We start from the raw sequence: 25,022 nt of genomic DNA on the forward strand, positions 1-25,022 counted from the left end.
ATTTGACCTAAATTTGCCCTCTCTCTTGCTCAAATGATAACCTGTCCGCACGCGATTGCTCCCTGGCTGAGTGAATCTAACGAACCGCTGTTATGCAGTGAGAATGCCGGTACACAGGAGGAAAAACTATGACAACCACCATGTCTCAAAAAGCGGCGCGCGAAGGATTAGGTTCGCCCGATCTGTTTGAAGGCGGGGTTTACGTCACAAAAAATGGTGTTGCCGAGCTGTTTGTACAAACGGCGGCTGAGAGAGAGGCCGAAATACGGGAACGCAATCTCGAGCGCCAGTCCAACGCGTTGTTGAAACTGACTATGATGGCGAAGCAAGAGATTAAAAATCAGCGCGGTCTGTCGCCCGAAGAAACCTTGCAGCGGCTGCGTGACGCGCGGAAATAGACCCGAGGTGCAGGATGCCCCAGGAAATACGTTTTACCGTCGCGCCGGCGGCGGAATGGAGCCTGAAAGACATCGAGTCTTATAAGAGCGGAACGATAGGGGCCGTCGCAGCCGGGATGTTCGTGGACAATCTGTTGTTATCGTCCCTCGCGGCAATCGCCGACGATCCCGTCCGCTATCGCTTCAACGCCGTGCTGGCGGGCATGGGAGTGCGGTTGCACGAACGATTGGATCCCGACAGCGAATACCGCGTCATCTATGACTACGACGGCCAAACGGTGGAGATTCTGCTTTTCATCAGCATGATGCAGGATCTGGAAAGCGCGCTCTACCGCTATTTGTTGCTGCAATAATCCCGCCGCGCCCGAGCCTGTCGGGCGCGTTCACACCAGCCTTACTCGTCCCGGGCGTTATTCAGCGCCAGCGAGACCGCCAGCGTCTGCGCCAGGCACATCGAGGCCACCTGCGAACGGAACCCGTCCACCTGCGCTTCACGCACCACGAAACAGACGTCGCTGAACGCGGCCAGCGGGCTGACCTGGCTGTCGGTGATGGCGATCTGCTGCGCGCCGCGCTTGGCGCCCAATTCCACCAGTTCCACCGCCTCGCGGGCGTACGGCGAATAGCTTATGGCGATCACCACGTCTTTCGGTTTCACCATGCTCAGCTGTTCGGTGAACATGCCGCCCAGGCCGTCGATCAGAAATGCGCGGCGCTCCAGATGGCGCAGCGCATAGGTGAGGTAGGAGGCGACGCTGAACGAGCGGCGCAGGCCGATCACGTAGATGTTTTCGGCGTTGTTGAGCAGTTCGACGGCGCGATCCAATTGCTCGGGGGCAATCTGCATCGCCAGCTGCTGCAGCGCCTGCGCATTGACCATGGTGAATACGTTGAGAATCTCCGCCGGCTTCTCCGGCGCGACGTTGTCGTCGGTAGAGGTTTGGCGGAACAGGCGCGCGCGCTCGGTATAGTTCACCGTTTCTTCCATCAGATGCTGACGGAACACCTGCTTCATTTCGTTGAAGCCGCTGAAGCCGAAGGCGTTGGCGAAACGGATCAGGGTGGAAGGCGGCACGCTGGCCTGTGCGGCGATGGAGGCAACGGTATCGAAAGCGATGCTGTTACTGTTATCCAAAATATAGCGCGCCACCTGCTTCAAACGCTTGCTCAGCGTTTCATAACGGTGGCGGATCTCGTCCTGTAACAGCGAAAGTTGAGTTGGGTTGTTCATCCATTCGGCTCGCAGTGGGGTGAAGGCGTATTGGCCTGATGCCTGAAATATTGACAGGGTATTTTAACAGACGGAGCGGAAATTTCATTTCCTCAAAAAGCGATTTATTCGATCGCACATTGCGCGACTTCACAGAAAAGGGGCAAAAAAATCCCCTTAAAGCGGCGAAATGGCCTTAAGGGGACGTGAACCTGCTGTTGCTGTCAGTGCGTGCCGCCCGCCTGCGGACGGTACTGGCGCCAGAAACCGATCAGCGTCAGGTATTTTTGTTTCACCTGCTCGATCAGGGCCGCGTCGTCGATTTCCCCCTGCAGCCAGCGGCGCGAAGGTTGGCCGAAAATGGTGCGGCCGACGGCGAAACCTTTCACCCAGCGCGCATCCGCGGCGGCGGCGAAGCCCGCCTTCAGCACCGCCTCCGGGGAGTCGAGCCCCAGGATCAGCACGCCGCGGCAGAAGGGATCGTAGGTGTCGATCAGGGCACCGACCTGCCGCCAGTTTTCTGCGCTCAGCGGTGGCAGTTTCCACCAGTCGGGCTGAATGCCCAACTGGTAGAAATGCTCAATCATCTCCAGGTAATAACGTTCGTCTTTGTCGGCGTTGCTGTCCGGCAGGATCACCTCCAGCAGCAGCTCGTGGCCGGATTTACAGCAGCCGCGGTAGACGTCGGCGATCAGCTCATCCTGTTCGCGGCGCAGTTCCTCCGCATCGTGCGGGTGATAAAACACCAGGCACTTCACCACGTGCTCCTGCGGCCAGTCGATCAATTGCGAACCGATATTGCCGTGCTCCAGGCGCAGCGGGCGCGAGCTGGGCAGCTCCACCGGCCGGCCGATCCACCATCCCTGGCCAGTGATCTCGTTCAGCGCCGCCTGCCCATAGGTGGTGTCGGCCAGAATGCCGCTGTTGCCGTTGAGGCCGGCCTGCGCGGCAGCCTGTTGCGCCGCGGTGAGCAGCAGGGTCTTCAGGCGCGGAATGCGTTCCTCGCCGACGCCGGCTTCGCGCGCCATGTCCGCCAGCTGCTTGCGGTGATCGAAGGCGAACACGCACAGTTCCGGCCACTGTTGCTTGCGGGTGGTGACCCGGTGCAGGTGGTTCAGGCGTGCGTCGCGGTCCGGGCGCGTGACCTGCTGTTCACGCTGCAGGTAGTCGTCCAGTTCCCGTTTGGTCGGCATCGCCGGCGCGCAGCCGTGGCGCGAAACCACCAATGCGCCGCAGGCGTTGGCGTAGCGGCAGGCCTGCTCCCAGCCCTCATCGTTCAGGTAGCCGCGCAGCAGCCCGGACATAAAGGCGTCGCCGGCCCCCAGCACGTTCAGCACTTCAACCCGCACACCGGCGTGCAGCTTCACCTGCGCCCAGTCGTCGGCGATTTCACCTTCGAACACCGAGCAGCCCTGCGCGCCGCGCTTGCACACCAGCGTGGCCGCGGTAGTCCGGCGCACGTTTTTCAGCGCCGTCAGCGTGTCGGTGCTGCCGCCGGCGATATGAAATTCCTCTTCGGTGCCGACGATCAGATCGAAATGGTGCAGCACCTCCTGCAGTTCGCGGGTCACCTGGTCTGATTCCACAAAGCGGGTTTCGCCGTCGCCCAGCGACGTCAGCCCCCACAGTACCGGGCGGTAATCGATGTCGAGCGCGGTGCGCAGGCCGTGGCGACGCGCATACTCCAGCGCCTTCAGCACCGCGGCGCGGGTGTTCGGGTGCGACAGGTGCGTGCCGGTGATGGCCAGCGCGCGGGAGGAGGCGATGTAGGCCTCGTCGATGTCGTCCGGCGTCAGCGCCATGTCCGCGCAGTTTTCGCGGTAGAAGATCAGCGGGAAGGTTTCCTGATCCTTGATGCCGAGGATCACCAGGCCGGTTAATCGTTGCTTGTCGGTGATCAGACAGCGGGTATCGGCTCCGACGCGCTGCAGCTCTTCACGCAGAAAGCGGCCCATGTGTTCATCGCCGACGCGGGCCAGCATGCCGGATTTCAACCCCTGAATGGCGGTGCCGTAGGCCACGTTGCCGGAAGAGCCGCCGAGGTATTTGGCGAATGTGCCGGCGTCTTCCAGACGCGCGCCGATCTGCTGAGCATAGAAATCGACGGCGATGCGCCCGAGACAAATGACATCAAGCTGTTTTTGTTGTGTAGCCATACCCGTTTCCTTCTGTTAAGCAAAACTCCGGCGGCGGCCCGAGCGTGGCGCCCTGCAGGAAGCATGGGGACAGTATGGGGAATGAAAATTTCAATTTCAATATGAAATGAAATTTACACCCCAAAAATGTGATGCGTTTAAAACATCGACAGAGGCGTGGGAAAAGGCGATGAATCGGCTGCGCAAGGGCCGCCGGGGCGGAACATAAAAGGGAGGTGAGGGCAGAGGAAAAGGCTGTCAGCCCATGTGCCAACGACTTTTATCGGCCGGTGCGCGGCACGAAGCCCATGAAGGCTGAACCACGAGATGAAACGGGCTTTTCATGCAATATGCGATCTTTATCGCAAAATGAAATGTTTCTTCTGTAATGTGATTTTATGAAAAATATATTTGTTTATAATCGCTTCACGTTTCAGGTTGTCGACTTCGTGAGCAGCGCGGGCATCGCCTGCTCAAGATAATAGCTGCCGCCGCGTAACACAAACACGGGATTGTCGGCTCGGCATGAGCGCTTTCCGGGGCGGCCCTTAATCTAAAGGGTGGGTAAATGGGCAAGATCAGGTTAACCATGGCGCAGGCGCTCGTCAGATTTCTCGATAACCAGTATCTGCTGGCCGACGGCGTGGAAACCAAATTCGTCGCGGGCATTTTCGCGATTTTCGGCCACGGCAATGTGCTGGGGCTGGGGCAGGCGCTGGAACAGGATAGCGGCGATCTGCGGGTGCACCAGGGCCGCAACGAGCAGGGGATGGCCCATGCGGCGATCGGCTTCGCCAAACAGAAGCTGCGCCGGCAAATTTACGCCTGTACCTCCTCGGTCGGCCCCGGCGCCGCCAATATGATCACCGCCGCGGCCACCGCCACCGCTAACCGCATTCCTTTATTGCTGCTGCCGGGCGACGTTTACGCTTCCCGCCAGCCGGACCCGGTGTTGCAGCAAATCGAACAGTCTTACGATCTCAGCATCAGCACCAACGACGCGTTCCGTGCGGTGAGCAAATACTGGGATCGCATCGTGCGCCCGGAACAGCTGATGAGCGCCTGCATCAATGCGATGCGCGTGTTGACCGATCCGGCGGAAACCGGCGCGGTGACGCTGTGTCTGCCGCAGGACGTGCAGGGTGAAGCCTACGACTACCCCGACTATTTCTTCCAAAAGCGCGTGCATCGGCTCGATCGCCGCCCGGCGACCGACGGCATGTTGGCGGACGCCTTGGCGCTGCTGACGGCCAAACGCAAACCGCTGCTGGTGTGCGGTGGCGGCGTGAAGTACTCGCAGGCCGGGCGAGCGCTGCGCGAATTCGCCGAGCGCTTCGGCATTCCGTTCGCCGAGACCCAGGCCGGTAAAGGCACGGTATCGAGTGACCATGAATTCAACCTCGGTGGCATCGGCGAAACCGGCTGCCTGGCGGCCAACACGCTGGCCCGGCAGGCCGATCTGGTGATTGGCGTCGGCACCCGTTACACCGATTTCACCACCTCGTCCAAATGGCTGTTCCAACACCCGGACGTCAGCTTCCTCAATATCAACGTCAGCGCCTTCGACGCCGGCAAGCTCGACGGCGTGCAGGTGCTGGCGGACGCCCGCGAGGCCCTGAACGCACTGGGCGCGCTGCTGGCGCAGGCCGATTATCGCGCCGGCTGGGGCGACGCCATCGCCGCGGCGCGCGGTGCCCAGCGTGAAGAGACCGAGCGTGTTTACTCGGTGGAATACAGCGGCGCAGACTTTGTGCCGGAGATAGACGATCACCTCGACCGCGAGCAGGTGTTCGACGAATTTATCGCCCAGACCGGCTCGGCGATGACGCAAAGCCGGGTGCTGGGGGTGCTGAACCGCGAGCTGCCGCCGGACAGCGTGATCGTCGCCGCCGCCGGCAGCCTGCCGGGCGATCTGCAGCGGGTGTGGCACAACCGCGGCGAGCACGGTTACCACGTGGAATACGGCTACTCCTGCATGGGGTACGAGGTGAACGCCGCGCTGGGGGTCAAGCTGGCCGAGCCCCAGCGCGAGGTGTACGCGATGGTGGGCGACGGCGCCTTCATGATGCTGCATTCCGAACTGGTCACCTCGATTCAGGAAGGCTGCAAGATCAACGTGGTGCTGTTCGACAACATGACCAACGGCTGCATCAACAACCTGCAGATGGAACACGGCATGGACAGCTACACCACCGAATTCCGCTTCCGCAATCCACAGGGCGGCAAGCTCGACGGCAAACTGGTGCCGGTCGATTTCGCCATGCTGGCGGCGGCTTACGGCTGTAAAACCTATCGCGTCACCACCGAGCAGCAGTTGCTCGACGCGCTGGCCGACGCCCGCAGGCAAACCGTGTCCACGCTGCTGGACATCAAGGTGCTGCCGAAGACCATGGTGCACAAGTATCTCAGCTGGTGGCGCGTGGGCGGCGCTCAGGTGGCCGACAGCGAAAAAATCGTCGCAGTGGCGCGCAAGCTGCAGGAAAACATCGATAAGGCGCGCGATTACTGATTCGTTTTCATACATTAATCTCGAGGGTAGCGAAAATGACATTGAACATTGGGGTTATCGGCACCGGCGCCATCGGCCGCGATCATATCCGTCGCTGCAGCAAAGTGTTGCAGGGCGCCCGCGTGGTGGCGGTCAACGACATCAACCGCGACAACGCCGCCAAGGTGGTGAGCGATCTGCAGCTGGATGCGCGGGTGTATGACAACGGCCACGATCTGATCAAAGCCTCCGACGTGCAGGCGGTGCTGGTCACCTCCTGGGGGCCGAGTCATGAAGAGTTCGTGCTGGCGGCCATCGCCGCCGGCAAACCGGTATTCTGCGAGAAGCCGCTGGCGGTGACCGCGCAGGGTTGCAAAAACATTGTCGACGCCGAAGCGAAGCACGGCAAACGGCTGGTGCAGGTCGGCTTCATGCGCCCCTATGATCAGGGCTATCGCGCGCTGAAACAGGTACTGACCAGCGGCCAGATCGGCGAGCCGCTGATGCTGCACTGCGCGCACCGCAACCCGACGGTCGGCGAGGCCTACACCACCGATATGGCGATCACCGACACCCTGATCCACGAAATCGACGTGCTGCGCTGGCTGCTCGACGACGACTATGTGTCGGTGCAGGTGGTGTTCCCACGCAAGAGCCCGAAGGCGTTCCCGCACCTGAAAGATCCGCAAATTGTGCTGTTTGAAACCGCCAAAGGGACGCGCATCGACGTCGAAATCTTCGTCAACTGCCAGTACGGCTACGACATTCAGTGCGAAGTGGTGGGGGAAACCGGCATCGCCAAACTGCCGGAACCGTCCTCGGTGCAGATGCGCAGCGGCGCCCGCCTGTCGACCGAAATCCTGACCGACTGGAAGGATCGCTTTATCGATGCCTATGACGTCGAGCTGCAGGGCTTCATCAACGACGTAGCCGCGGGCAAGTTGACCGGGCCTTCCGCCTGGGACGGCTACGCCGCCGCGGTAACCGCCGACGCCTGCGTGGCGGCCCAGCTCAGCGGCGAGATCGTGCCGGTGACCCTGCCGGCGCGCCCGGCGTTTTACGGTAAATAACCGCTCGCAGCGCGTAACCACGATTGCAGAGGAGTGACCATGAAGATCGCTTTTGATGTCGACGTTATCCGGGATTTGGGCGTCACCAAAATGGTTCAGCAGGTGGCGGACTGGGGCTACAAATACATCGAGCAGTCGCCGCACCCGCAGATCAACCCGTTTTACAAACATCCGAAGGCCAGCCGCGAAATCATGGCGGAGTATAAAAACGCCCTAAAAGCGACCGGCGTGGAGATCTCCTCATTTATCGTGGTATATCGCTGGTCCGGTCCGGGGGAAGATCGCCGCCAGGCGGCGGTCAAAAACTGGCGACGGATGATCGAAATCGCGGTGGAAATGGGCGTGCAGGTGATCAACACCGAGCTGGCCGGCAACCCCAACGAACCGGAGATCTGCGAGGAGCTGTGGTATCGCTCGATGGAGGAGCTGCTGCCGATCGTTGAGCGCGAGGGTATTCGTATGGAGATCCAGTCGCACCCGTGGGACTTCTGCGAGCTGAGCAACGAAACCGCCGATCTGGTGAAGTCGCTGCGCAGCGACCACGTCAAATATCTCTACAGCGTGCCGCACACCTTCTACTACGACAAGGGGCAGGGTGACGTAGCCGGGATGCTGCAGTACGCCGGGGACGATCTGTCCCACGTGCTGATCGCCGACACCATGAACCACACCAAGCACTGCCGCTATATCGTCAACCCGCCGGGCGTTGACGCCGCGGTGCACCAGCACATCGGCATCGGCGAAGGCGAGGTGAATTTCGACGCCCTGTTCCAGACGCTGCGCGACATGGAATTTGCCAACCGCAGCTTCAAGGTCGGCGGCGAATCGATCATCTGCACCTCGCTGTTCGGTTACCCGGAAAAGATGCCGAGCCAGGCGGTGGCGACCAGAGAACGCATCGAAAGAGAGCTGTTGGGCAAATAATCTGATTCGGCTCGCCGGCGGCGTTTGTACCGGCGGCCTTTCAAGGACCGAGGCAAACCATGAATAAAGACAACGTGAAATTGGCCATTGCGCCGATCGGCTGGACCAACGACGACATGCCCGATCTGGGCAAGGAGAACACCTTCCAGCAATGCGTCAGTGAAATGGCGCTGGCCGGTTTCACCGGCAGCGAAGTGGGCAGCAAATACCCGCGCGATCCGGCGGTGCTGAAACCGATGCTGGATATTCGCGGCATCCAGATCTGCAACGCCTGGTTCAGCACCTTTTTCGCCGACGGCCAGAAAGACAAAACCATTGATGAATTTATCAACCACATGAATTTCCTGCATGCCATGGGCGCCAGGGTGATTGGCTGCTCAGAGCAGAGCAAGAGCATTCAGGGCACCACCAAAGGCGTGTTCGAAGAGAAGCCGTACTTCAGCGATGAAGAGTGGCAGCGCGTGGCCGACGGTTACAACGAGTTGGCGAAGATCGCCGCCGATAAAGGCATGCAGGTGTGCCTGCACCACCACATGGGCACCGGCATTCAGACCACGGCCGAAATCGATCGCTACATGAGCATGGTCAACGACGACGTTTACCTGCTGTTCGATACCGGCCACGCCTACTATTCGGAAGGCAGCCAACAGGCGATGATGGCGATCCTGGAGAAGTATCTGCCGCGCATCAACCATGTCCACCTGAAGGACGTGCGCGATGAGGTGGTGGCGGAAGTGAAGGCCAACAAGCTGAGCTTCCTCGACGGCGTGAAGAAGGGCACCTTCACCGTGCCGGGTGATGGCGTGATCGACTTCAGGCCGGTGTTCAGGCTGCTGGACGAGCGCGGTTACAAAGGGTGGATGGTGGTGGAGGCCGAGCAGGATCCGGCGCTGGCCAACCCGTTCGAGTATGCGGTGAAGGCGCGCCGTTATATTCGGGAAACTGCCGGTATTTAGGCGGTGGGGGGCAATAAAGATCGAGGGGCGCCACCGGCTCCCTTTTTTGATGGCGGCGCGTTAGCCGCCGAGCGTTTGCCAGGTTGTGACCTGGCTGCCCGGCCACGGCGTGGCGGCGTATACGCCCCGGGCGATCGCCCGAGCGAGGGTGTCCGCCGCCAGCGCGCCGATCTGCAGCACCGCCAGTTCGCGGCTGCCCTGTACCTCGCGCTGCCCGGTGGACAGGGCGAACACCACGTCGCCGTCAAACGGGCTGTGCAGCGGGCGAATAGCGCGCGCCATGCCGTCTTGCGCCATGATGGCCACCCGTTTCAACTCCACACGCGTCAGCGCCAGATCGGTGGCGATGCAGGCCAGGGTGGTGTTCTTTCTGCCGCCTTGCGGCTCTTGCACCATCCAGTCTTCGCCCTGCGCGCGCAGTTGCGCCAGCGCCGCCGCGCCGCCGTTGCCGAATTCACCGTCAATTTCATAGGGCGTCGCCCAGAAGGCGCGGGTGCCGGGCGCCACCACCGCTCCCAGGCTGTTGACCGCCACCAGTGCGCCGACGGTAGCGCCGCTGGCGGCAACGATCGATGCCGAACCGAGCCCGCCTTTCAGCTTGCCCATGCCGGTCATGGCGCCGTAGCCGGCGCCGACGGTGCCCAGTGGAAAGTCCAATCCAGCCTTGCCGACCGCGTCGATGCCCAGCTGGCGATACGGCGGCGTGAGCTGCCAGTTTTTATCGCCGCCGTTGGCCAGATCGTACAGGCAGGCGGTGGGCACGATAGGTGAGACCGGCACGCCGGGAGCCGGCCGCAGCGCATAGCCTCTGCCTTGTAGCCCGAGCCAGGCCGCGACGCCGTCCGCCGCCGCCAGGCCGTATACCGAACCGCCGCTGAACGTCAACGCATCGACGGTCTGTACCAAATTGTCTTCACCCAGCGCGTCGGTTTCCCGGGTGGCGGGGCCGCCGCCGCGCACGTCCACGGCGGCAATCGCCGGGCTGTCCGGCAGGATCACCGTCGCGCCGGTGCGCACCCGGCTGTCCTGCGCCACGCCGACCTTCAGGCCGGGCACATCGGTAATCAGGTTGCGGGCGCCAGGGCGACCGGCGGCGGAAGTTGGCATAGCGGCACCTAATGGGGTGAAGGGGGAGAACATGCCGGCGGCGGTCAGGCCGGCCAGCGCGTGTAAAAAGGTTCGGCGGTTGATATTCAGGGGCCGGCGCAGCGGCCCCTGCGGGGGGATGAGATCACGCATCGCCGCGCGGCTGCCCGGAGCGAAAACGCGCCATATGGTAGGCATCGACCAGCACGCCGTCGCGAATGGCGAAAGCGCGGCTGGTGCCTTCAATCTCAAAACCGAACTTGCGATACAGCGCGATGGCCGCCGGGTTGTCGGTGAACACCGTCAGTTCGATGCGCTCGATGGCCGCCCAGTTGTCGCACAGGTCGATCATCGCCTGCATCAGGCGGCTGCCGACGCCTTTACCGTGGTAGCGCGGATCGACGCCGATGCCGAAGGTGGCCACGTGGCGGCGGCGAACGCGCTGATTCAGCATCACGGCTAACTGACCGACAAGCTGCCCGTCAACGAAGGCCGCCAGGTTATGCGTGCCCGGTTCGGGGTTGGCGAGGCGTTTCTGCCAGGACTCGACGGACGGTAGCGGGAGCTGCAGCGTATCGCGGTAGACGGGCGTCTGAGAATAAAGATGATGCAGAGCCTGAGCATCCGATGTTTCCACGTGGCGTATCACGATCTCGCTCATCTCGCTGCTCCTTTTGCTTACCGGTTGAATAACCTCTGAATTTATCCGTTTACTGCCTTGAGTCAATATTATTTCAACGGGTCAAAAAAAACGCTTTACAGGTGCGAATGATAATGATTATTATTGCGATGCGTTCCGGGGAGGGCATCAATCCTTGATACTCTCGCTGCGAAGGCACGACATTGCTCACATTGCTTCCAGTGTTTACTTAGCCAGCTCGGGTGCTGGCTTTTTTTTTGCCCTTTTTCAGCCGGTTCCGCTTTCAACAAATCCGCTGCCCATCCGCTGTTTCATTCCATCGAAATTTTTGAACAGAGGCATGAGTTTTTTACGCTTTCTTATTCTGCTGGCAGGACTAGACTGTAAAAAAACATTGAGGAGAGTTGAAAATGATTTATGTACGTAAAGCGGAAGACCGCGGCCACGCCAATCATGGCTGGCTGGATAGCTGGCACACCTTCTCATTTGCCGATTACTACGATCCGAACTTTATGGGGTTCTCGGCGCTGCGAGTGATCAACGAAGATGTGATCGACGCAGGGCAGGGTTTCGGTACTCACCCGCATAAAGACATGGAAATCCTGACCTACGTGCTGAGCGGTACGGTGGAACATCAGGACAGCATGGGCAACAAGGAGCAGATCCAGGCCGGTGAATTCCAGATCATGAGTGCGGGCACCGGGGTGCGTCACTCTGAGTACAACGCTAATCAGGATCGTCCGTTGCACCTGTACCAGATTTGGATCATCCCGGATCAGGTCGGGCTGGAGCCGCGCTACGAGCAGCGCATGTTCGACGCGCCGCAGGGCCGTCAGCTGGTGCTGTCGCCGGATGCGCGTGACGGCTCGCTGAAGGTGTTCCAGGATATGACGCTGTCGCGTTGGGCGCTGAATAAGGGCGAGCAGGGGGAATGCCCGATTGCCGCCGGCCGTCGCGTTTGGATCCAGGTGGTGCGCGGCAAGGTCTCGGTCAACGGCCAGACCGCCGGCATCAGCGACGCGTTCGCGGTGTGGGATGAATCGGCGCTGACGATCCAGGCCGACGAAGAGAGCGAAATCCTGCTGTTCGATCTGCCGCCGGTGTGATTAAGCGGTAAATTTCAAGGGCTCACGGTGTGAGCCCTTGAGGTTAATGACACGTCTGACGATGTTGCCTGACTTGACGCCGCCAGCATATAAAAACAAGGAAAATCAATTTATTGATTTTCGGCTAATCATCACAAAGGGGGAAAAACCACGCTTTTTCCCCCTTTGTCAGCGTATGAAGGGCTCACTGTGTGAGCCCTTTTTGCGTTGGCTGTCGCATAACCGACAATATCGGCCCGCCGTTTTTTTTGCTAAAATGACTGCCCATTCACGGTTAGTCAGTTCATTGATAATGAAGAAAAAACGGCCGGTACTCCAGGATGTGGCGGACAAGGTGGGCGTGACCAAGATGACGGTGAGCCGTTATCTGCGCAATCCCGACCAGGTTTCCGCCGCCCTGCAGCAAAAAATCGCCGTCGCGCTGGATGAGCTGGGCTACATCCCCAACCGCGCGCCGGATATCCTCTCCAACGCCACCAGCCGGGCGATTGGCGTGCTGTTGCCGTCGCTGACCAACCAGGTGTTCGCCGAAGTGCTGCGCGGCATCGAAAGCGTAACCGACGCGCACAACTACCAAACCATGCTGGCGCACTATGGCTACCTGCCGGAGCGTGAAGAAGAGCGTCTGACCTCGCTGCTGTCTTACAATATCGACGGCCTGATCCTGTCTGAGCGCCATCACACGCCGCGCACCCTGAAAATGATCGAGGTGGCGGGCATTCCGGTGGTGGAGCTGATGGACTGCGTCTCACCGTGCATCGATCTGGCGGTGGGCTTCAACAACTTCGAGGCGGCGCGCCAGATGACCCAGCAGATCATCGCGCACGGCCACCGTCACGTGGTCTATTTCGGCGCTCGTCAGGATGAGCGTACCATCATCAAGCAGCAGGGGTATGAGCAGGCGATGCGTGAATCCGGCCTGGAGCCGTACAGCATCATGACCGCGCGTTCTTCCTCTTATTCCGCCGGCGGCGAGCTGTTGCGCCAGGCGCAGCGTGACTACCCGCAGATCGACAGTATCTTCTGCACCAACGATGACCTGGCGATCGGCGCGGCCTTCGAATGCCAGCGGCAAGGGCTGTCGATCCCGCAGGACATGGCGATCGCCGGTTTCCACGGCCATGACATCGGCCAGGTGATGGTGCCGAAGCTGGCCAGCGTGCTGACGCCGCGCGAACGCATGGGCCAGATCGGCGCCGAGCGCTTGCTGGCCCGGCTGCGCGGCGAAACGGTGTGCCCGCGCATGGTGGACGTCGGTTTCACCGTGATCCCCGGCGGCAGCATCTGAGCCATTTTAACGTTCTGTTTTAACACTCTTTCTTTTTACAGCGCGCCCTGAGGCGCGCTGGTTACCCCGCCTGTAAGCCCGCCGCTCGTTGCCGGCATAAGTTTGATCTCTGTCCCAGAACGCGAATTTTAGCCGGTTACCCGGTTCCGGCGCTCATGTTGTTACCGGTATCATGATACCGGTAACAACGAGTGCGCGGTCATCTTGCTGCAAGACTGAACCTCTGACTCAACAACACCTACAGCTCTTCTTAAACACCGGGAAAGAGCCTAAAAATAAAACAACCGCACGCTTTACGCCTATTGTAAAGAGAGTCGCGATAAAAGGTTGGAGAAAAACTATGCCATTAGTGATTGTTGCAGGCGGCGTAGCGCTGCTGCTGCTGCTGATGATCCGCTTCAAGCTGAACGGCTTTATCTCTCTGGTTCTGGTTGCTTTGGCGGTCGGGATCGCGCAGGGTATGCCGGTCGATAAGGTCATCGGCTCCATCAAGGCCGGCGTGGGCGGCACGTTGGGCAGCCTGGCGCTGATCATGGGCTTCGGCGCCATGCTCGGCAAACTGCTGGCGGACTGCGGTGGCGCACAGCGCATCGCCACCACGCTGATCGACAAGTTCGGCAGAAAACACATTCAATGGGCGGTGGTGCTGACCGGCTTCACCGTCGGCTTCGCGCTGTTCTACGAAGTGGGCTTCGTGCTGTTGCTGCCGCTGGTGTTCACCATCGCCGCCTCCGCGCGTATCCCGCTGCTGTACGTCGGCGTGCCGATGGCCGCCGCGCTGTCGGTGACCCACGGCTTCCTGCCGCCGCACCCAGGCCCGACCGCCATCGCCACCATCTTCCATGCCGACATGGGTAAAACCCTGCTGTACGGCACGCTGCTGGCGATCCCGACGGTGATCCTGGCCGGCCCGGTCTATGCCCGCTTCCTGAAAGGCATCGACAAGCCGGTGCCGGAAGGCCTGTACAACCCGAAAACCTTTACCGACGCGGAGATGCCAAGCTTTGGCGTCAGCGTCGCCACGTCGCTGGTGCCGGTGATCCTGATGGCGCTGCGCGCGGTCGCTGAAATGGTGCTGCCGAAGGGCCACAGCCTGCTGCGCTTCGCCGAGTTCTTCGGCGACCCGGTGATGGCCACCCTGATCGCCGTGCTGATCGCCATCTTCACCTTCGGCCTGAACCGTGGCCGTACCATGGATGAAGTGATGGGCACCATCACCGACTCGATTAAAATCATCGCCATGATGCTGTTGATCATTGGCGGCGGCGGCGCCTTCAAGCAGGTGCTGGTGGACAGCGGCGTTGAGAAGTACATCGCCGGCCTGATGGAAGGCAGCAACGTTTCGCCGATCCTGATGGCCTGGTCGATCGCCGCTGCGCTGCGTCTGGCGCTGGGTTCCGCCACCGTGGCGGCGATCACCGCGGGTGGCATTGTGGCACCGCTGATCGCCACCACCGGCGTCAGCCCTGAGCTGATGGTGATTGCGGTCGGTTCCGGCAGCGTCATCTTCTCGCACGTCAACGATCCGGGCTTCTGGCTGTTCAAGGAGTACTTCAACCTGAGCATCATGGAAACCATCAAATCCTGGTCGGTGCTGGAAACCATTATCTCGGTGTGCGGCCTGGTGGGCTGTCTGCTGCTGGCGACGGTCGTATAATCTTTATCCGGCGCCCTGCGGGGCGTCGGCGTTCCAAAGTATCTTTATCAGTCGGGACGCATTTGGCGCGCTCGCGCCAGTTCCCATAAGGGCATGACACAATGAGCAATCCGCAGAATCACGTATTTGTTTTGATGGGCGTTTCCGGCAGCGGCAAATCCGCCGTGGCCAGCGCTGTCGCTCACCAGGCCAACGCCGCCATGCTGGACGGCGATTACCTGCACCCGCGCGCCAACATCATCAAAATGTCCTCCGGGCATGCGTTGGACGACAACGATCGCGCGCCGTGGCTGGCGGCCCTGAACGACGCCATCTTCGCCATGCAGCGCACCAACGACGTGTCGCTGCTGGTGTGCTCGGCGCTGAAGAAAAGCTATCGCGATCGCCTGCGCGACGGCAATCTCAACCTGCATTTCCTGTATCTGAAAGGCGACCAGTCAGTGATCGAGGAGCGTCTGAAGCAACGCAAGGGCCATTTCTTCAAGCCGCAGATGTTGATTTCCCAGTTCGCCACGCTGGAAGAGCCGGGCGAGCAGGAGCCGGATGTGCAAGCGATCGACATCAACCAGCCGTTGGACGGCGTGGTTGCCGATACGCTCGCCTATATTCGCCGCGTTACCGCCCGCTGAGCGCGGACCGTTGTCGGCGCCGCCAGGCGCCTACAGCTTCATGTAAGCCCGCACGCCGTCCAGGAACATCTGGGTCGACAGCATCACCAGAATCAGCCCCATCAACCGCTCCAGCGCGCTGACGCCTTTGCTGCCCAGCAGGCGCAGGAACAGGTTCGACATCAGCAAAATGGCCGCAGAGAGGCCCCAGGCGATCAGCAGCGCCGCCACCAAATGCGGCAGCTGATGCGGGTATTGGTGCGACAGCAGCATCAGCGCCGCCAGAATTGATGGCCCGGCCACCAGCGGGATCGCCAGCGGCACCAGGAATGGCTCCTCGCCGGCGGACAGCCCGGAGCTGTTCCCCTCCTGCGTGGGGAAAATCATCTTGATGGCGATCAGAAACAGGATGATGCCGCCGGAAATGGAGACGGTTTCGGTGCGCAGGTTGAGGAACGCCAGAATTTTCTCGCCGGCGAACAGAAAGATCAGCATCAGCAGCAGGGCGATCAGCAGTTCGCGGATCAGCACCACCCGGCGGCGGCGCGGCTCCAGATGCTTGAGCACCGACATGAAAATCGGCAGGTTGCCCAGCGGATCCATAATTAAAAACAGCAATATCGTAGCGGAAATCATCTCTGTCATGGTGACCTCGTGATCGGGAAAACGCCTCGGCCTTTACGGCCGCGTCCTTGCCTATAAGAAGGATTGCTGAGAAATCCCCAGCCATCGAATAAATTCACTTTGCGCCCGCGCCGACATTTTGTAAGGTGAGGAGATATTGCACACAACTCGTTATCACCTAATAAGCCCTTATCCGGGCGGGACACAGATATTATGAAAAACGTTGGTTTCATCGGTTGGCGCGGAATGGTCGGCTCGGTTCTCATGCAACGCATGACGGAAGAGCGCGATTTCGACGCCATTCGCCCGGTCTTTTTCTCCACCTCGCAGCACGGTTCCGCCGCGCCGGCCTTTGGCGGCCAGCAGGGCACGCTGCAGGATGCGTATGACATCGACGCGCTGAGCGCGCTCGATATCATTATTACCTGTCAGGGCGGCGATTATACCAACGAAGTCTATCCTAAGCTGCGCGCCAGCGGTTGGCAGGGTTACTGGATCGACGCGGCCTCGTCGCTGCGCATGCAGGACGACGCCATCATCATCCTGGATCCGGTCAACCACGCGGTGATTCAGCAGGGCCTGGACAAAGGCATCAAAACCTTCGTCGGCGGCAACTGCACCGTCAGCCTGATGCTGATGTCGCTCGGCGGCCTGTTCGCCAACGATCTGGTGGAGTGGGCGTCGGTCGCCACCTACCAGGCGGCCTCCGGCGGCGGCGCGCGCCACATGCGCGAACTGCTGACCCAAATGGGCATGCTGCACGCCGACGTGGCGAAAGAGCTGCAGAACCCGGCCTCCGCCATTCTGGATATCGAACGCAAGGTGACCGAGGCCACCCGCAGCGGCAAACTGCCGACCGATAACTTCGGCGTGCCGCTGGCCGGCAGCCTGATCCCGTGGATCGACAAGCAGCTCGACAACGGCCAGAGCCGCGAAGAGTGGAAAGGCCAGGCGGAAACCAACAAGATCCTGAACACCGCCAGCGTGATCCCGGTCGACGGTCTGTGCGTGCGCGTCGGCGCGCTGCGCTGCCACAGCCAGGCGTTCACGCTGAAGCTGAAAAAAGACGTGTCGCTGCCGGAAATCGAGCAGATGCTGGCGACGCACAACGACTGGGTGCGCGTGATCCCGAACGACCGCGAACTGACCATGCGCGAACTGACGCCGGCGGCGGTGACCGGTACGCTGAATACGCCGGTCGGCCGTCTGCGCAAGCTGAATATGGGGCCGGAGTACCTGTCGGCGTTCACCGTAGGCGACCAACTGCTGTGGGGCGCGGCCGAGCCGCTGCGCCGCATGCTGCGCATCCTGCTGTAAACCCGCACTTCCAGGGGGCTGGCTGCTTTCAGCCCCCTAATGCCTTATTTTCCGCTTTTTTGTTCGCCGCGCACCGCGTCGGGCAGCGTCATCGCCAGCCTCGTTTCAATGGGCGGGATCCCGCCTATCTCCTCGTCAGCCGCCGCATGCAAACGCCGCCAGGCTGGCAGTTTTCTTAATGAAGAATTTTCCTGAGCAATGCTGAGCAGTTTTTAACAGACATTGGCTATGCTTAATGCATGGGTGGACAATTTTTCACCATGACTGAAATATTTCAAAAAATAAGCATAAAGAGCGAAATTCAGGTCGGCAGAGTAAAGATTGGTCAATAACCGACCGCAATCACGCTTTAGAGTCCGAATGCATTGCATGATGACCAAAACGGCCAAGGAATAATCAACAAGCCGTGCTTAGATCATGCTGTTAATCTAAGGAAGAAGACTATGCCTGTACTTCCCGATCGTGACGTGATTGATCAGATCATCGCCGGCCATTACGCCGATCCCTTCGCTCTGCTTGGCATGCATGCGACCGATAACGGTCTGCAGGTGCGCGCGCTGCTGCCGGACGCCGGCGCAGTCTGGCTGGTGGAACAGCAAACCGGCCGGCGGCTGGTGCAGCTGAACTGCGACGATCCGCGCGGTTTCTTCAGCGCGGTGGTGCCGCGGCGCAAAAATCCTTTCCGCTATCAGCTGCAGGTCAGCTGGCGCGATCATCAACAGATCGTCGACGATCCTTATCGGTTCGGCCCGCTGCTGCAGGATATCGACAGTTGGCTATTGGCTGAGGGTACGCATTTGCGCCCCTATGAACGGCTGGGCGCCCACCTCGTCACGCTGGATGGCATCGACGGCGTCAGCTTTGCGGTCTGGGCGCCCAACGCCCAGCGTGTTTCGGTGGTGGGGGAATTCAACTTCTGGGACGGCCGCCGCCACCCGATGCGTCTGCGGCGTGAAAACGGCATCTGGGAGCTGTTCTTGCCCGGCGTGCAGGCCGGCCAGCTGTACAAATATGAAATCGTCGATTGCTACGGCAATACTCAGTTGAAAGCCGATCCTTACGCCTTCGAGGCGCAGATGCGCCCGGATACCGCCTCGCTGGTGGCGCCGCTGCCGGAGGTGGTGCCGTCGACGCCGGCGCGCCGCCGCGCCAACGATTTTGACCAGCCGATCGCCATCTACGAGGTGCATCTCGGCTCATGGCGCCGCCACACTGACAACCACTTCTGGCTCAGCTACGGCGAGCTGGCGGTGCAGCTGATCGATTATGTGAAGGACATGGGATTCACCCATATCGAGCTGCTGCCGATCAACGAGCACCCGTTCGACGGCAGCTGGGGCTATCAGCCGCTGGGGCTGTATGCGCCGACCCGGCGCTTCGGCACGCCGGCTGACTTCAGGGCGTTTGTGGCGGCGGCGCATGAGGCGGGCATCAACGTGATCCTCGACTGGGTGCCGGGGCACTTCCCGAGCGACGCCTACGGCCTGGCGAATTTCGACGGCACTGCGCTGTACGAGTACGCCGATCCGCGCGAGGGCTACCATCAGGACTGGAATACGCTGATCTACAACTACGGTCGTCACGAGGTGCGCAACTACCTGGCGGGCAACGCGCTGTATTGGCTGGAGCGTTTCGGCATCGACGCGCTGCGGGTCGATGCGGTGGCGTCGATGATCTATCGCGATTACAGCCGCGCCGACGGCGAGTGGGTGCCGAATTACTACGGCGGCAACGAGAATCTGGAGGCCATCGCCTTCCTGCGTTATACCAACCAGACTATCGGCCAGGCGCAGCCGGGCGCGGTGACGCTGGCGGAGGAGTCCACCGACTATCCCGGCGTCACCCTGCCGCCGGACGCCAACGGCCTGGGGTTCCATTACAAATGGAACCTCGGCTGGATGCACGACACGCTCAATTATATGAAGTGCGATCCGGTGCACCGCAAGTATCACCACAACCAGATGACCTTCGGTATGCTGTACGCCTATACCGAGAACTTTGTATTGCCTATCTCGCACGATGAAGTGGTGCACGGCAAAAAATCGATCCTAGACCGTATGCCGGGCGATGCCTGGCAAAAGTTCGCCAACCTGCGCGCCTATTACGGCTTTATGTGGGCGCATCCGGGCAAAAAGCTGCTGTTTATGGGCTGCGAATTTGCGCAGGGGCGCGAGTGGAATTTCGATACCAGCCTCGACTGGCATTTATTGGAAGGGCTGGATAACTGGCATAACGGCGTGCAGCGGCTGGTGCGCGATCTGAACCACTGCTACCGGCAGCAGGCGCCGCTGTACGAGCGCGACTACTTCCCGGATGGCTTCGAGTGGCTGGTGGTCGACGATCACGACAACTCGGTGTTCGCCTTTGCGCGCTACGACTCGCAGGGCAATGAGCTGATCGCCATCAGCAACTTTACCCCGGTGCCGCGCTATCGCTACCGCATCGGCATTTCCCGCGCCGGTGACTATCGCGAGATCCTCAATACCGATTCGCACCACTATCACGGCAGCAACGCCGGCAATCAGGGGCGGGTCTCTTCCGAAATGGTCGGCAGCCATGGCCGCGATTTCTCTATCAGCGTGACGTTGCCGCCATTGTCGACCATTTATCTGCTGCGGGAGGCGCCATGACCGAGCTGACGGCTGGCCTCGCCGCGCCGCTGGGCGCGCATTACGACGGCGAAGGCATCAATTTTACCCTGTATTCGGCGCATGCCGAGCGGGTGGAGCTGTGCCTGTTCGACGGCCAACAGCGCGAAGTGCGCCTGCCGCTGCCGGCGCGCAGCGGCGATATCTGGCATGGCTACTTGCCGGGCGGCAGGCCGGGGCAACGTTACGGCTACCGGGTCTACGGCCCGTTTGATCCGGCGAACGGGCAGCGCTTCAACCCCAACAAGCTGGCGCTCGATCCGGCCGCGCGCGCGGTGGAAGGGCCGGTGGCGGACCACCCGCACCTGCACGGCGGTTACGAGCAGCCGGACCCGCACGACAGCGCCGAGCTGATGCCGAAGTGCGTGGTGGTGGACGAACAGTATGACTGGCAGGACGATCGCCCGCCCGCCACGCCCTGGGGACAGACGGTGATTTACGAAGCGCACGTGCGCGGCCTGACGCTGCTGCACCCGCAGATCCCGCCGGCGCTGCGCGGCAGTTTCGCCGCGCTGGGGCACCCGGCGATGATCGCCCACTTCAAACGCCTCGGCATCACCGCGCTGGAATTGCTGCCGGTGCAGCAACATACCTCCGAACCGCGCCTGCAGCGGCTGGGGCTGATCAACTACTGGGGCTATAACGTGCTGGCGCCCTATGCGCCGGACAACCGCTACGCCAGCCTGAGCACCGATGCCACGCCGCTCAACGAATTTCGCGATGCGGTCAAGGCGCTGCACCAAGCCGGCATTGAGGTGATCCTCGACGTGGTGTTTAACCACAGCGCCGAGCTGGACAGGGATGGGCCGATGCTGTCGCTGAGCGGCATCGATAATCTGAGTTACTACTGGCTGACGCCCGAAGGGGACTATGTCAACGACACCGGCTGCGGCAACACGCTGCGGCTCGATCAGCCGCAGGGCGTAGCCTGGGTGATGGATTGCCTGCATTTTTGGGTGCGGGAGTGCCACGTCGACGGCTTCCGCTTCGATCTGGGCAGCGTGCTGGGCCGCACGCCGGGGTTCGATCGCGATGCGCCGCTGTTCCAGGCGATGCTGGCGGACGATCTGCTGTCGCGCTGCAAGCTGATCGCCGAACCCTGGGACATTGGCCCCGGCGGCTATCAGGTGGGGGCATTTCCCGGCCGCTTCGCCGAATGGAACGATCATTACCGCGACGACATGCGCCGTTTTTGGCTGCAGAGCGGCGTGTCGCTCGGCCAGTTCGCCCGGCGTTTTGCCGCTTCCAGCGATCTGTACAACCAGCGCGGGCGGGCGCCTTACGCCACCGTCAACATGCTGACCGCCCATGACGGCTTTACCCTGCAAGACGTGGTCAGCTTCAACGAGAAACACAATCAGCCGAACGGTGAGGGCAACCGCGACGGCAGCGATCGCAATTTCAGCAACAACCACGGCGTGGAAGGCCTGGTCGCCGACGACGCCATTGTGCAACGCCGCAGGGCCAGCCAGCGGGCGATGCTCGCCACGCTATTGCTGTCCCAGGGCACGCCGATGCTGCTGGCCGGCGATGAACAGGGACACAGCCAGCAGGGGAACAACAATGCCTATTGTCAGGACAACGCCACCACCTGGCTCGATTGGGCCACGGCGGATGACGCGCTGACCGATTACGTCGCGTCGCTGATCGCGCTGCGCCGCCAGATCCCCGCGCTGCAGCAGGACCGCTGGTGGCAGCAGGACGACGGCAGCGTGCAGTGGCTGAACGCGCAAGGCCAGCCGCTCGACGCGCAGCAGTGGGAGCGGGGCGAGCTGCTCATGCAGATCCTGCTGTCGCAGCGCTGGCTGTTGCTGGTCAACGCCACGCCGCAAACGACGGAGATGAGATTGCCGGAAGGCGATTGGCAGGTTGTCGCCCCGTTCACTCAGGAAGACTCACGGGCGGTATTGCCCGCCTGGCACCAGGCCGCGCGCTCGCTTTGCGTTCTGGTACGGAAATAATAAAAGGAGTCCGCTATGGTTAGGTTTGAAAATAAAGACCCCCTGATGTTGGCGCGCCAGTTGCCGATTAAATCCGTAGCGCTGATCCTGGCCGGCGGCCGCGGCTCACGTTTGAAAGATTTGACCTCCACCCGCGCCAAGCCCGCCGTCCACTTTGGCGGCAAATTCCGCATCATCGATTTCGCCTTGTCGAACTGCCTGAACTCCGGCATCCGCCGCATCGGCGTGATCACCCAATACCAGTCGCACACGCTGGTGCAGCACATTCAGCGCGGCTGGTCGTTCCTCAACGAGGAGATGAACGAGTTCGTCGATCTGCTGCCGGCCCAGCAGCGCCTCAGCACCGAGCATTGGTACAAGGGCACCGCCGACGCGGTGTACCAGAACCTGGATATCATCCGCCGCTACGAGGCCGAATACGTGGTGATCCTGGCGGGCGATCACATCTACAAGATGGATTACTCACGCATGCTGATCGATCACGTCGAGAAAGGCGCTCAGTGCACCGTGGCCTGCCTGCCGGTGCCGCGCAGCGAAGCCGGCGAATTCGGCGTGATGAAGGTGGATGAAAGCGACCGTATCATCGAGTTTCTGGAAAAGCCCGCCGATCCGCCGGCGATGCCGGGCAATCCGGATATGTCGCTGGCCAGCATGGGCATCTATATTTTTAATGCCGCCTATCTGTTCCAACTGCTGGAAGAGGATATGTCGACCCCCGGCTCCAGCCACGATTTCGGCAAGGATCTGATCCCGAAAATCACCGCGCAGCAGGCGGCGTGGGCGCATCCGTTTACCTTGTCCTGCGTGACGTCCAACCCCGATCTGCCGCCGTACTGGCGCGACGTGGGCACGCTGGACGCCTATTGGCGCGCCAATCTCGATCTGGCGTCGGTGACGCCGGAGCTGGACATGTACGACCGCGCCTGGCCGATCCGCACCCACATGGAGCCGCTGCCGCCGGCCAAGTTTGTGCAGGATCGCTCCGGCAGCCACGGCATGACCATGAACTCGCTGGTGTCCGGCGGTTGCATCGTGTCCGGATCGGTGGTGGTGCATTCGGTGCTGTTCCCGCGCGTGCGAGTGAACTCGTTCTGCACCATCGACTCTACCGTATTGTTGCCGGACGTGAACGTCGGCCGTTCCTGCCGCCTGCGGCGCTGCATCATCGACCGCGCCTGCCACATTCCGGAGGGCATGGTGATCGGGGAAAACGCCGATGAGGACAGCAAGCGTTTCTATCGCTCGGAAGGCGGCATCGTGCTGGTGACGCGCGAAATGTTGTCAAAATTGTGAGTTAACGTGGGGGGCAGAAAGATAGCCTGCCGCCCGATGAACGGTTCGATGGCTTGCGCAACGCGGCACACATAACAGCGGCAAGCCTGCTTTATTTCTTATCCAGAGGCCTTCGGCCGACTTTCAGGAGTGATAATGCAGGTCTTACACGTATGTTCTGAAATGTTCCCCCTGCTGAAAACGGGCGGACTCGCAGACGTGGTTGGCGCGCTGCCGGCGGCGCAAATCGCCGAAGGCGCCGATGTTCGGGTGCTATTGCCCGCTTTTCCTGACGTACGCAACGGCATACCCGACACCGTGCTGGTGGCGGAAATCGACTCGTTCGCCGGCCGGGTTGGCCTGCGTTACGGCACCTACCATGGTGTGGGCATCTATCTCATCGATGCGCCCTGGCTGTATGACCGGCCGGGCAGCCCGTACCACGATCAGTCCATGTATGCCTACCCCGACAACCACCGCCGCTTTGCGCTGCTGGGCTGGATGGCCTGCGAGCTGGCCAAGGGGCTGGATCGCTACTGGCGCCCGCAGCTGGTGCATGCTCACGACTGGCACGCCGGTCTTAGCTGCGCCTATCTGGCCGCCAACGGCCACCCGGCGCGTTCGGTGTTCACGGTGCATAACCTGGCCTATCAAGGGCTGTTCTCCGCCCATCACGTGACCGAGCTGTGGCTGCCGGCGTCGTTCTACAACGTCTATGGCCTGGAGTTCTACGGCCAGATGTCGTTCCTCAAGGCCGGGCTGTTTTATGCCGACCACGTGACCGCCGTCAGCCCGACCTATGCGCGTGAGATCACCCGGCCGGAGTTCGGCTACGGCATGGAGGGGCTGCTGCAGGAGCGGCAGCGGCAGGGCAGGCTGAGCGGCATCCTCAACGGGGTGGACGACAAGATTTGGGATCCGGCCCACGACCCGCGGCTGAGCGCCCGCTATGACGCCGACGATCTGAAAAGCAAGGTCAAAAACAAGCTGCATCTGCAAAAGGCCATGGGGCTGAAGGTGGACGAATCACTGCCGGTGTTCGCGGTAGTGAGCCGATTGACCAGCCAGAAAGGCCTCGATCTGGTGCTGCAGGCGTTGCCTGAACTGCTGGCGCAGGGCGGGCAGCTGGCGCTGCTGGGCGCCGGCGATGCGGTGCTGCAACAGGCGTTTCTGGCCGCCGCCGCCGACTACCCTGAACAGGTCGGCGTGCAGATCGGTTATCACGAATCCTTCTCCCACCGCATCATCGGCGGCGCCGACGTCATTCTGGTGCCGAGCCGCTTCGAGCCCTGCGGCCTGACCCAGCTCTACGGCCTGAAATACGGCACGCTGCCGCTGGTGCGCCGCACCGGCGGACTGGCGGACACGGTCGTGGACTGCGCGCTGGAGAACCTGGCCGACGGCACCGCCAGCGGATTCGTGTTCGACGATTGCGACGCCGTCGCGCTGGGCAACGCCATCCGCCGCGCCATGGTGCTGTGGAGCCGGCCGAAACATTGGCGCCACGTTCAGCGTCACGCCATGAGCGTGGACTTCGGCTGGCCGGTGGCGGCGAAAGAGTATCTGTCGCTTTATCAACGCTTGTAGCCCGCGTTTCGCGTCGCGAGTTGACGCGCGGCGGGCAGCCGTAAGGG

At 61.4% G+C, this 25,022-nt stretch carries 20 protein-coding genes; 15 read left to right on the plus strand and 5 right to left on the minus strand.

Annotated features, from left to right (window positions below):
* Positions 1–128: 128 nt before the first annotated feature.
* A complete protein-coding gene (locus tag ACMGF9_RS00465; protein ID WP_004930864.1) occupies positions 129–398 on the plus strand; it encodes a hypothetical protein in 270 nt (89 codons plus the stop codon).
* A gap of 14 nt (positions 399–412) precedes the next feature.
* The gene (locus tag ACMGF9_RS00470) at positions 413–751 is read left to right on the plus strand and encodes a hypothetical protein (RefSeq protein ID WP_049240493.1); all 339 of its coding nucleotides are present in this window, start codon (positions 413–415) and stop codon (positions 749–751) included.
* A gap of 41 nt (positions 752–792) precedes the next feature.
* Here ACMGF9_RS00470 and ACMGF9_RS00475 read toward each other — a convergent pair whose 3' ends face one another.
* Entirely contained in the window at positions 793–1,629 is an 837-nt protein-coding gene (locus ACMGF9_RS00475; RefSeq protein ID WP_004930856.1) for a MurR/RpiR family transcriptional regulator, read from the minus strand.
* 203 nt (positions 1,630–1,832) lie between these two features.
* The gene (locus ACMGF9_RS00480; protein ID WP_015379332.1) at positions 1,833–3,764 is read right to left on the minus strand and encodes a bifunctional 5-dehydro-2-deoxygluconokinase/5-dehydro-2-deoxyphosphogluconate aldolase; all 1,932 of its coding nucleotides are present in this window, start codon (positions 3,762–3,764) and stop codon (positions 1,833–1,835) included.
* A 547-nt stretch (positions 3,765–4,311) separates the two neighbouring features.
* Here ACMGF9_RS00480 and iolD point away from each other — a divergent pair.
* Genes iolD through iolE form a run of 4 tightly spaced genes read left to right on the plus strand, consistent with a single transcriptional unit; the run spans position 4,312 to position 9,181 of the window.
* Entirely contained in the window at positions 4,312–6,252 is a 1,941-nt protein-coding gene (gene iolD / locus ACMGF9_RS00485) for a 3D-(3,5/4)-trihydroxycyclohexane-1,2-dione acylhydrolase (decyclizing) (RefSeq protein ID WP_015379331.1), read from the plus strand.
* A gap of 35 nt (positions 6,253–6,287) precedes the next feature.
* Entirely contained in the window at positions 6,288–7,301 is a 1,014-nt protein-coding gene (locus ACMGF9_RS00490; protein WP_049186511.1) for a Gfo/Idh/MocA family protein, read from the plus strand.
* Positions 7,302–7,340: 39 nt separating this feature from the next.
* The gene (locus ACMGF9_RS00495; RefSeq protein ID WP_118892658.1) at positions 7,341–8,225 is read left to right on the plus strand and encodes a sugar phosphate isomerase/epimerase family protein; all 885 of its coding nucleotides are present in this window, start codon (positions 7,341–7,343) and stop codon (positions 8,223–8,225) included.
* A gap of 59 nt (positions 8,226–8,284) precedes the next feature.
* Positions 8,285–9,181, plus strand: a complete 897-nt coding sequence (iolE, locus tag ACMGF9_RS00500; RefSeq protein ID WP_088381990.1) for a myo-inosose-2 dehydratase — start codon at positions 8,285–8,287, stop codon at positions 9,179–9,181.
* A 60-nt stretch (positions 9,182–9,241) separates the two neighbouring features.
* Here iolE and ACMGF9_RS00505 read toward each other — a convergent pair whose 3' ends face one another.
* Together ACMGF9_RS00505 and ACMGF9_RS00510 are read right to left on the minus strand one after the other, a co-directional pair.
* Positions 9,242–10,420 (minus strand): P1 family peptidase, encoded by a 1,179-nt coding sequence (locus ACMGF9_RS00505; protein WP_088381989.1) that lies wholly within the window; start codon positions 10,418–10,420, stop codon positions 9,242–9,244.
* The gene (locus ACMGF9_RS00510) at positions 10,413–10,928 is read right to left on the minus strand and encodes a GNAT family N-acetyltransferase (protein ID WP_015379327.1); all 516 of its coding nucleotides are present in this window, start codon (positions 10,926–10,928) and stop codon (positions 10,413–10,415) included. Before ACMGF9_RS00510 ends, ACMGF9_RS00505 begins: the two co-directional genes overlap by 8 nt.
* A gap of 389 nt (positions 10,929–11,317) precedes the next feature.
* On the opposite strand from ACMGF9_RS00510, the gene ACMGF9_RS00515 reads away from it, so the two are divergent.
* The 4 genes from ACMGF9_RS00515 to gntK all read left to right on the plus strand — a co-directional run bounded on the left by ACMGF9_RS00515 (position 11,318) and on the right by gntK (position 15,587).
* Entirely contained in the window at positions 11,318–12,013 is a 696-nt protein-coding gene (locus ACMGF9_RS00515; protein WP_004930835.1) for a pirin family protein, read from the plus strand.
* 292 nt (positions 12,014–12,305) lie between these two features.
* Entirely contained in the window at positions 12,306–13,301 is a 996-nt protein-coding gene (gntR, locus tag ACMGF9_RS00520; protein ID WP_004930833.1) for a gluconate operon transcriptional repressor GntR, read from the plus strand.
* 340 nt (positions 13,302–13,641) lie between these two features.
* The gene (gene gntT, locus ACMGF9_RS00525) at positions 13,642–14,958 is read left to right on the plus strand and encodes a gluconate transporter (protein ID WP_004930830.1); all 1,317 of its coding nucleotides are present in this window, start codon (positions 13,642–13,644) and stop codon (positions 14,956–14,958) included.
* Between the two features lie 101 nt (positions 14,959–15,059).
* Positions 15,060–15,587, plus strand: a complete 528-nt coding sequence (gene gntK / locus ACMGF9_RS00530; protein WP_015379326.1) for a gluconokinase — start codon at positions 15,060–15,062, stop codon at positions 15,585–15,587.
* Positions 15,588–15,617: 30 nt separating this feature from the next.
* Here the strand turns inward: gntK and ACMGF9_RS00535 are convergent, their stop codons facing one another.
* Positions 15,618–16,211: a YhgN family NAAT transporter gene (locus ACMGF9_RS00535; protein ID WP_118892659.1), complete on the minus strand. Its 594-nt coding sequence runs from the start codon at positions 16,209–16,211 to the stop codon at positions 15,618–15,620.
* A 192-nt stretch (positions 16,212–16,403) separates the two neighbouring features.
* Between ACMGF9_RS00535 and asd the strand changes: the two genes are divergently transcribed.
* The 5 genes from asd to glgA all read left to right on the plus strand — a co-directional run bounded on the left by asd (position 16,404) and on the right by glgA (position 24,975).
* Positions 16,404–17,507 (plus strand): aspartate-semialdehyde dehydrogenase, encoded by a 1,104-nt coding sequence (gene asd, locus ACMGF9_RS00540; protein ID WP_004930820.1) that lies wholly within the window; start codon positions 16,404–16,406, stop codon positions 17,505–17,507.
* Between the two features lie 443 nt (positions 17,508–17,950).
* Entirely contained in the window at positions 17,951–20,137 is a 2,187-nt protein-coding gene (gene glgB, locus ACMGF9_RS00545) for a 1,4-alpha-glucan branching enzyme (RefSeq protein WP_075684686.1), read from the plus strand.
* A complete protein-coding gene (gene glgX, locus ACMGF9_RS00550; protein WP_118892660.1) occupies positions 20,134–22,116 on the plus strand; it encodes a glycogen debranching protein GlgX in 1,983 nt (660 codons plus the stop codon). The genes glgB and glgX overlap by 4 nt, the downstream gene beginning before the upstream one ends.
* Positions 22,117–22,131: 15 nt before the next feature.
* A complete protein-coding gene (glgC, locus tag ACMGF9_RS00555; RefSeq protein ID WP_004930810.1) occupies positions 22,132–23,409 on the plus strand; it encodes a glucose-1-phosphate adenylyltransferase in 1,278 nt (425 codons plus the stop codon).
* Positions 23,410–23,544: 135 nt separating this feature from the next.
* A complete protein-coding gene (gene glgA / locus ACMGF9_RS00560) occupies positions 23,545–24,975 on the plus strand; it encodes a glycogen synthase GlgA (protein ID WP_004930807.1) in 1,431 nt (476 codons plus the stop codon).
* Positions 24,976–25,022: the final 47 nt, after the last annotated feature.

The sequence above is a fragment of the Serratia sp. BNK-23 genome, from assembly GCF_047456145.1.
Lineage (GTDB): Bacteria > Pseudomonadota > Gammaproteobacteria > Enterobacterales > Enterobacteriaceae > Serratia > Serratia nematodiphila.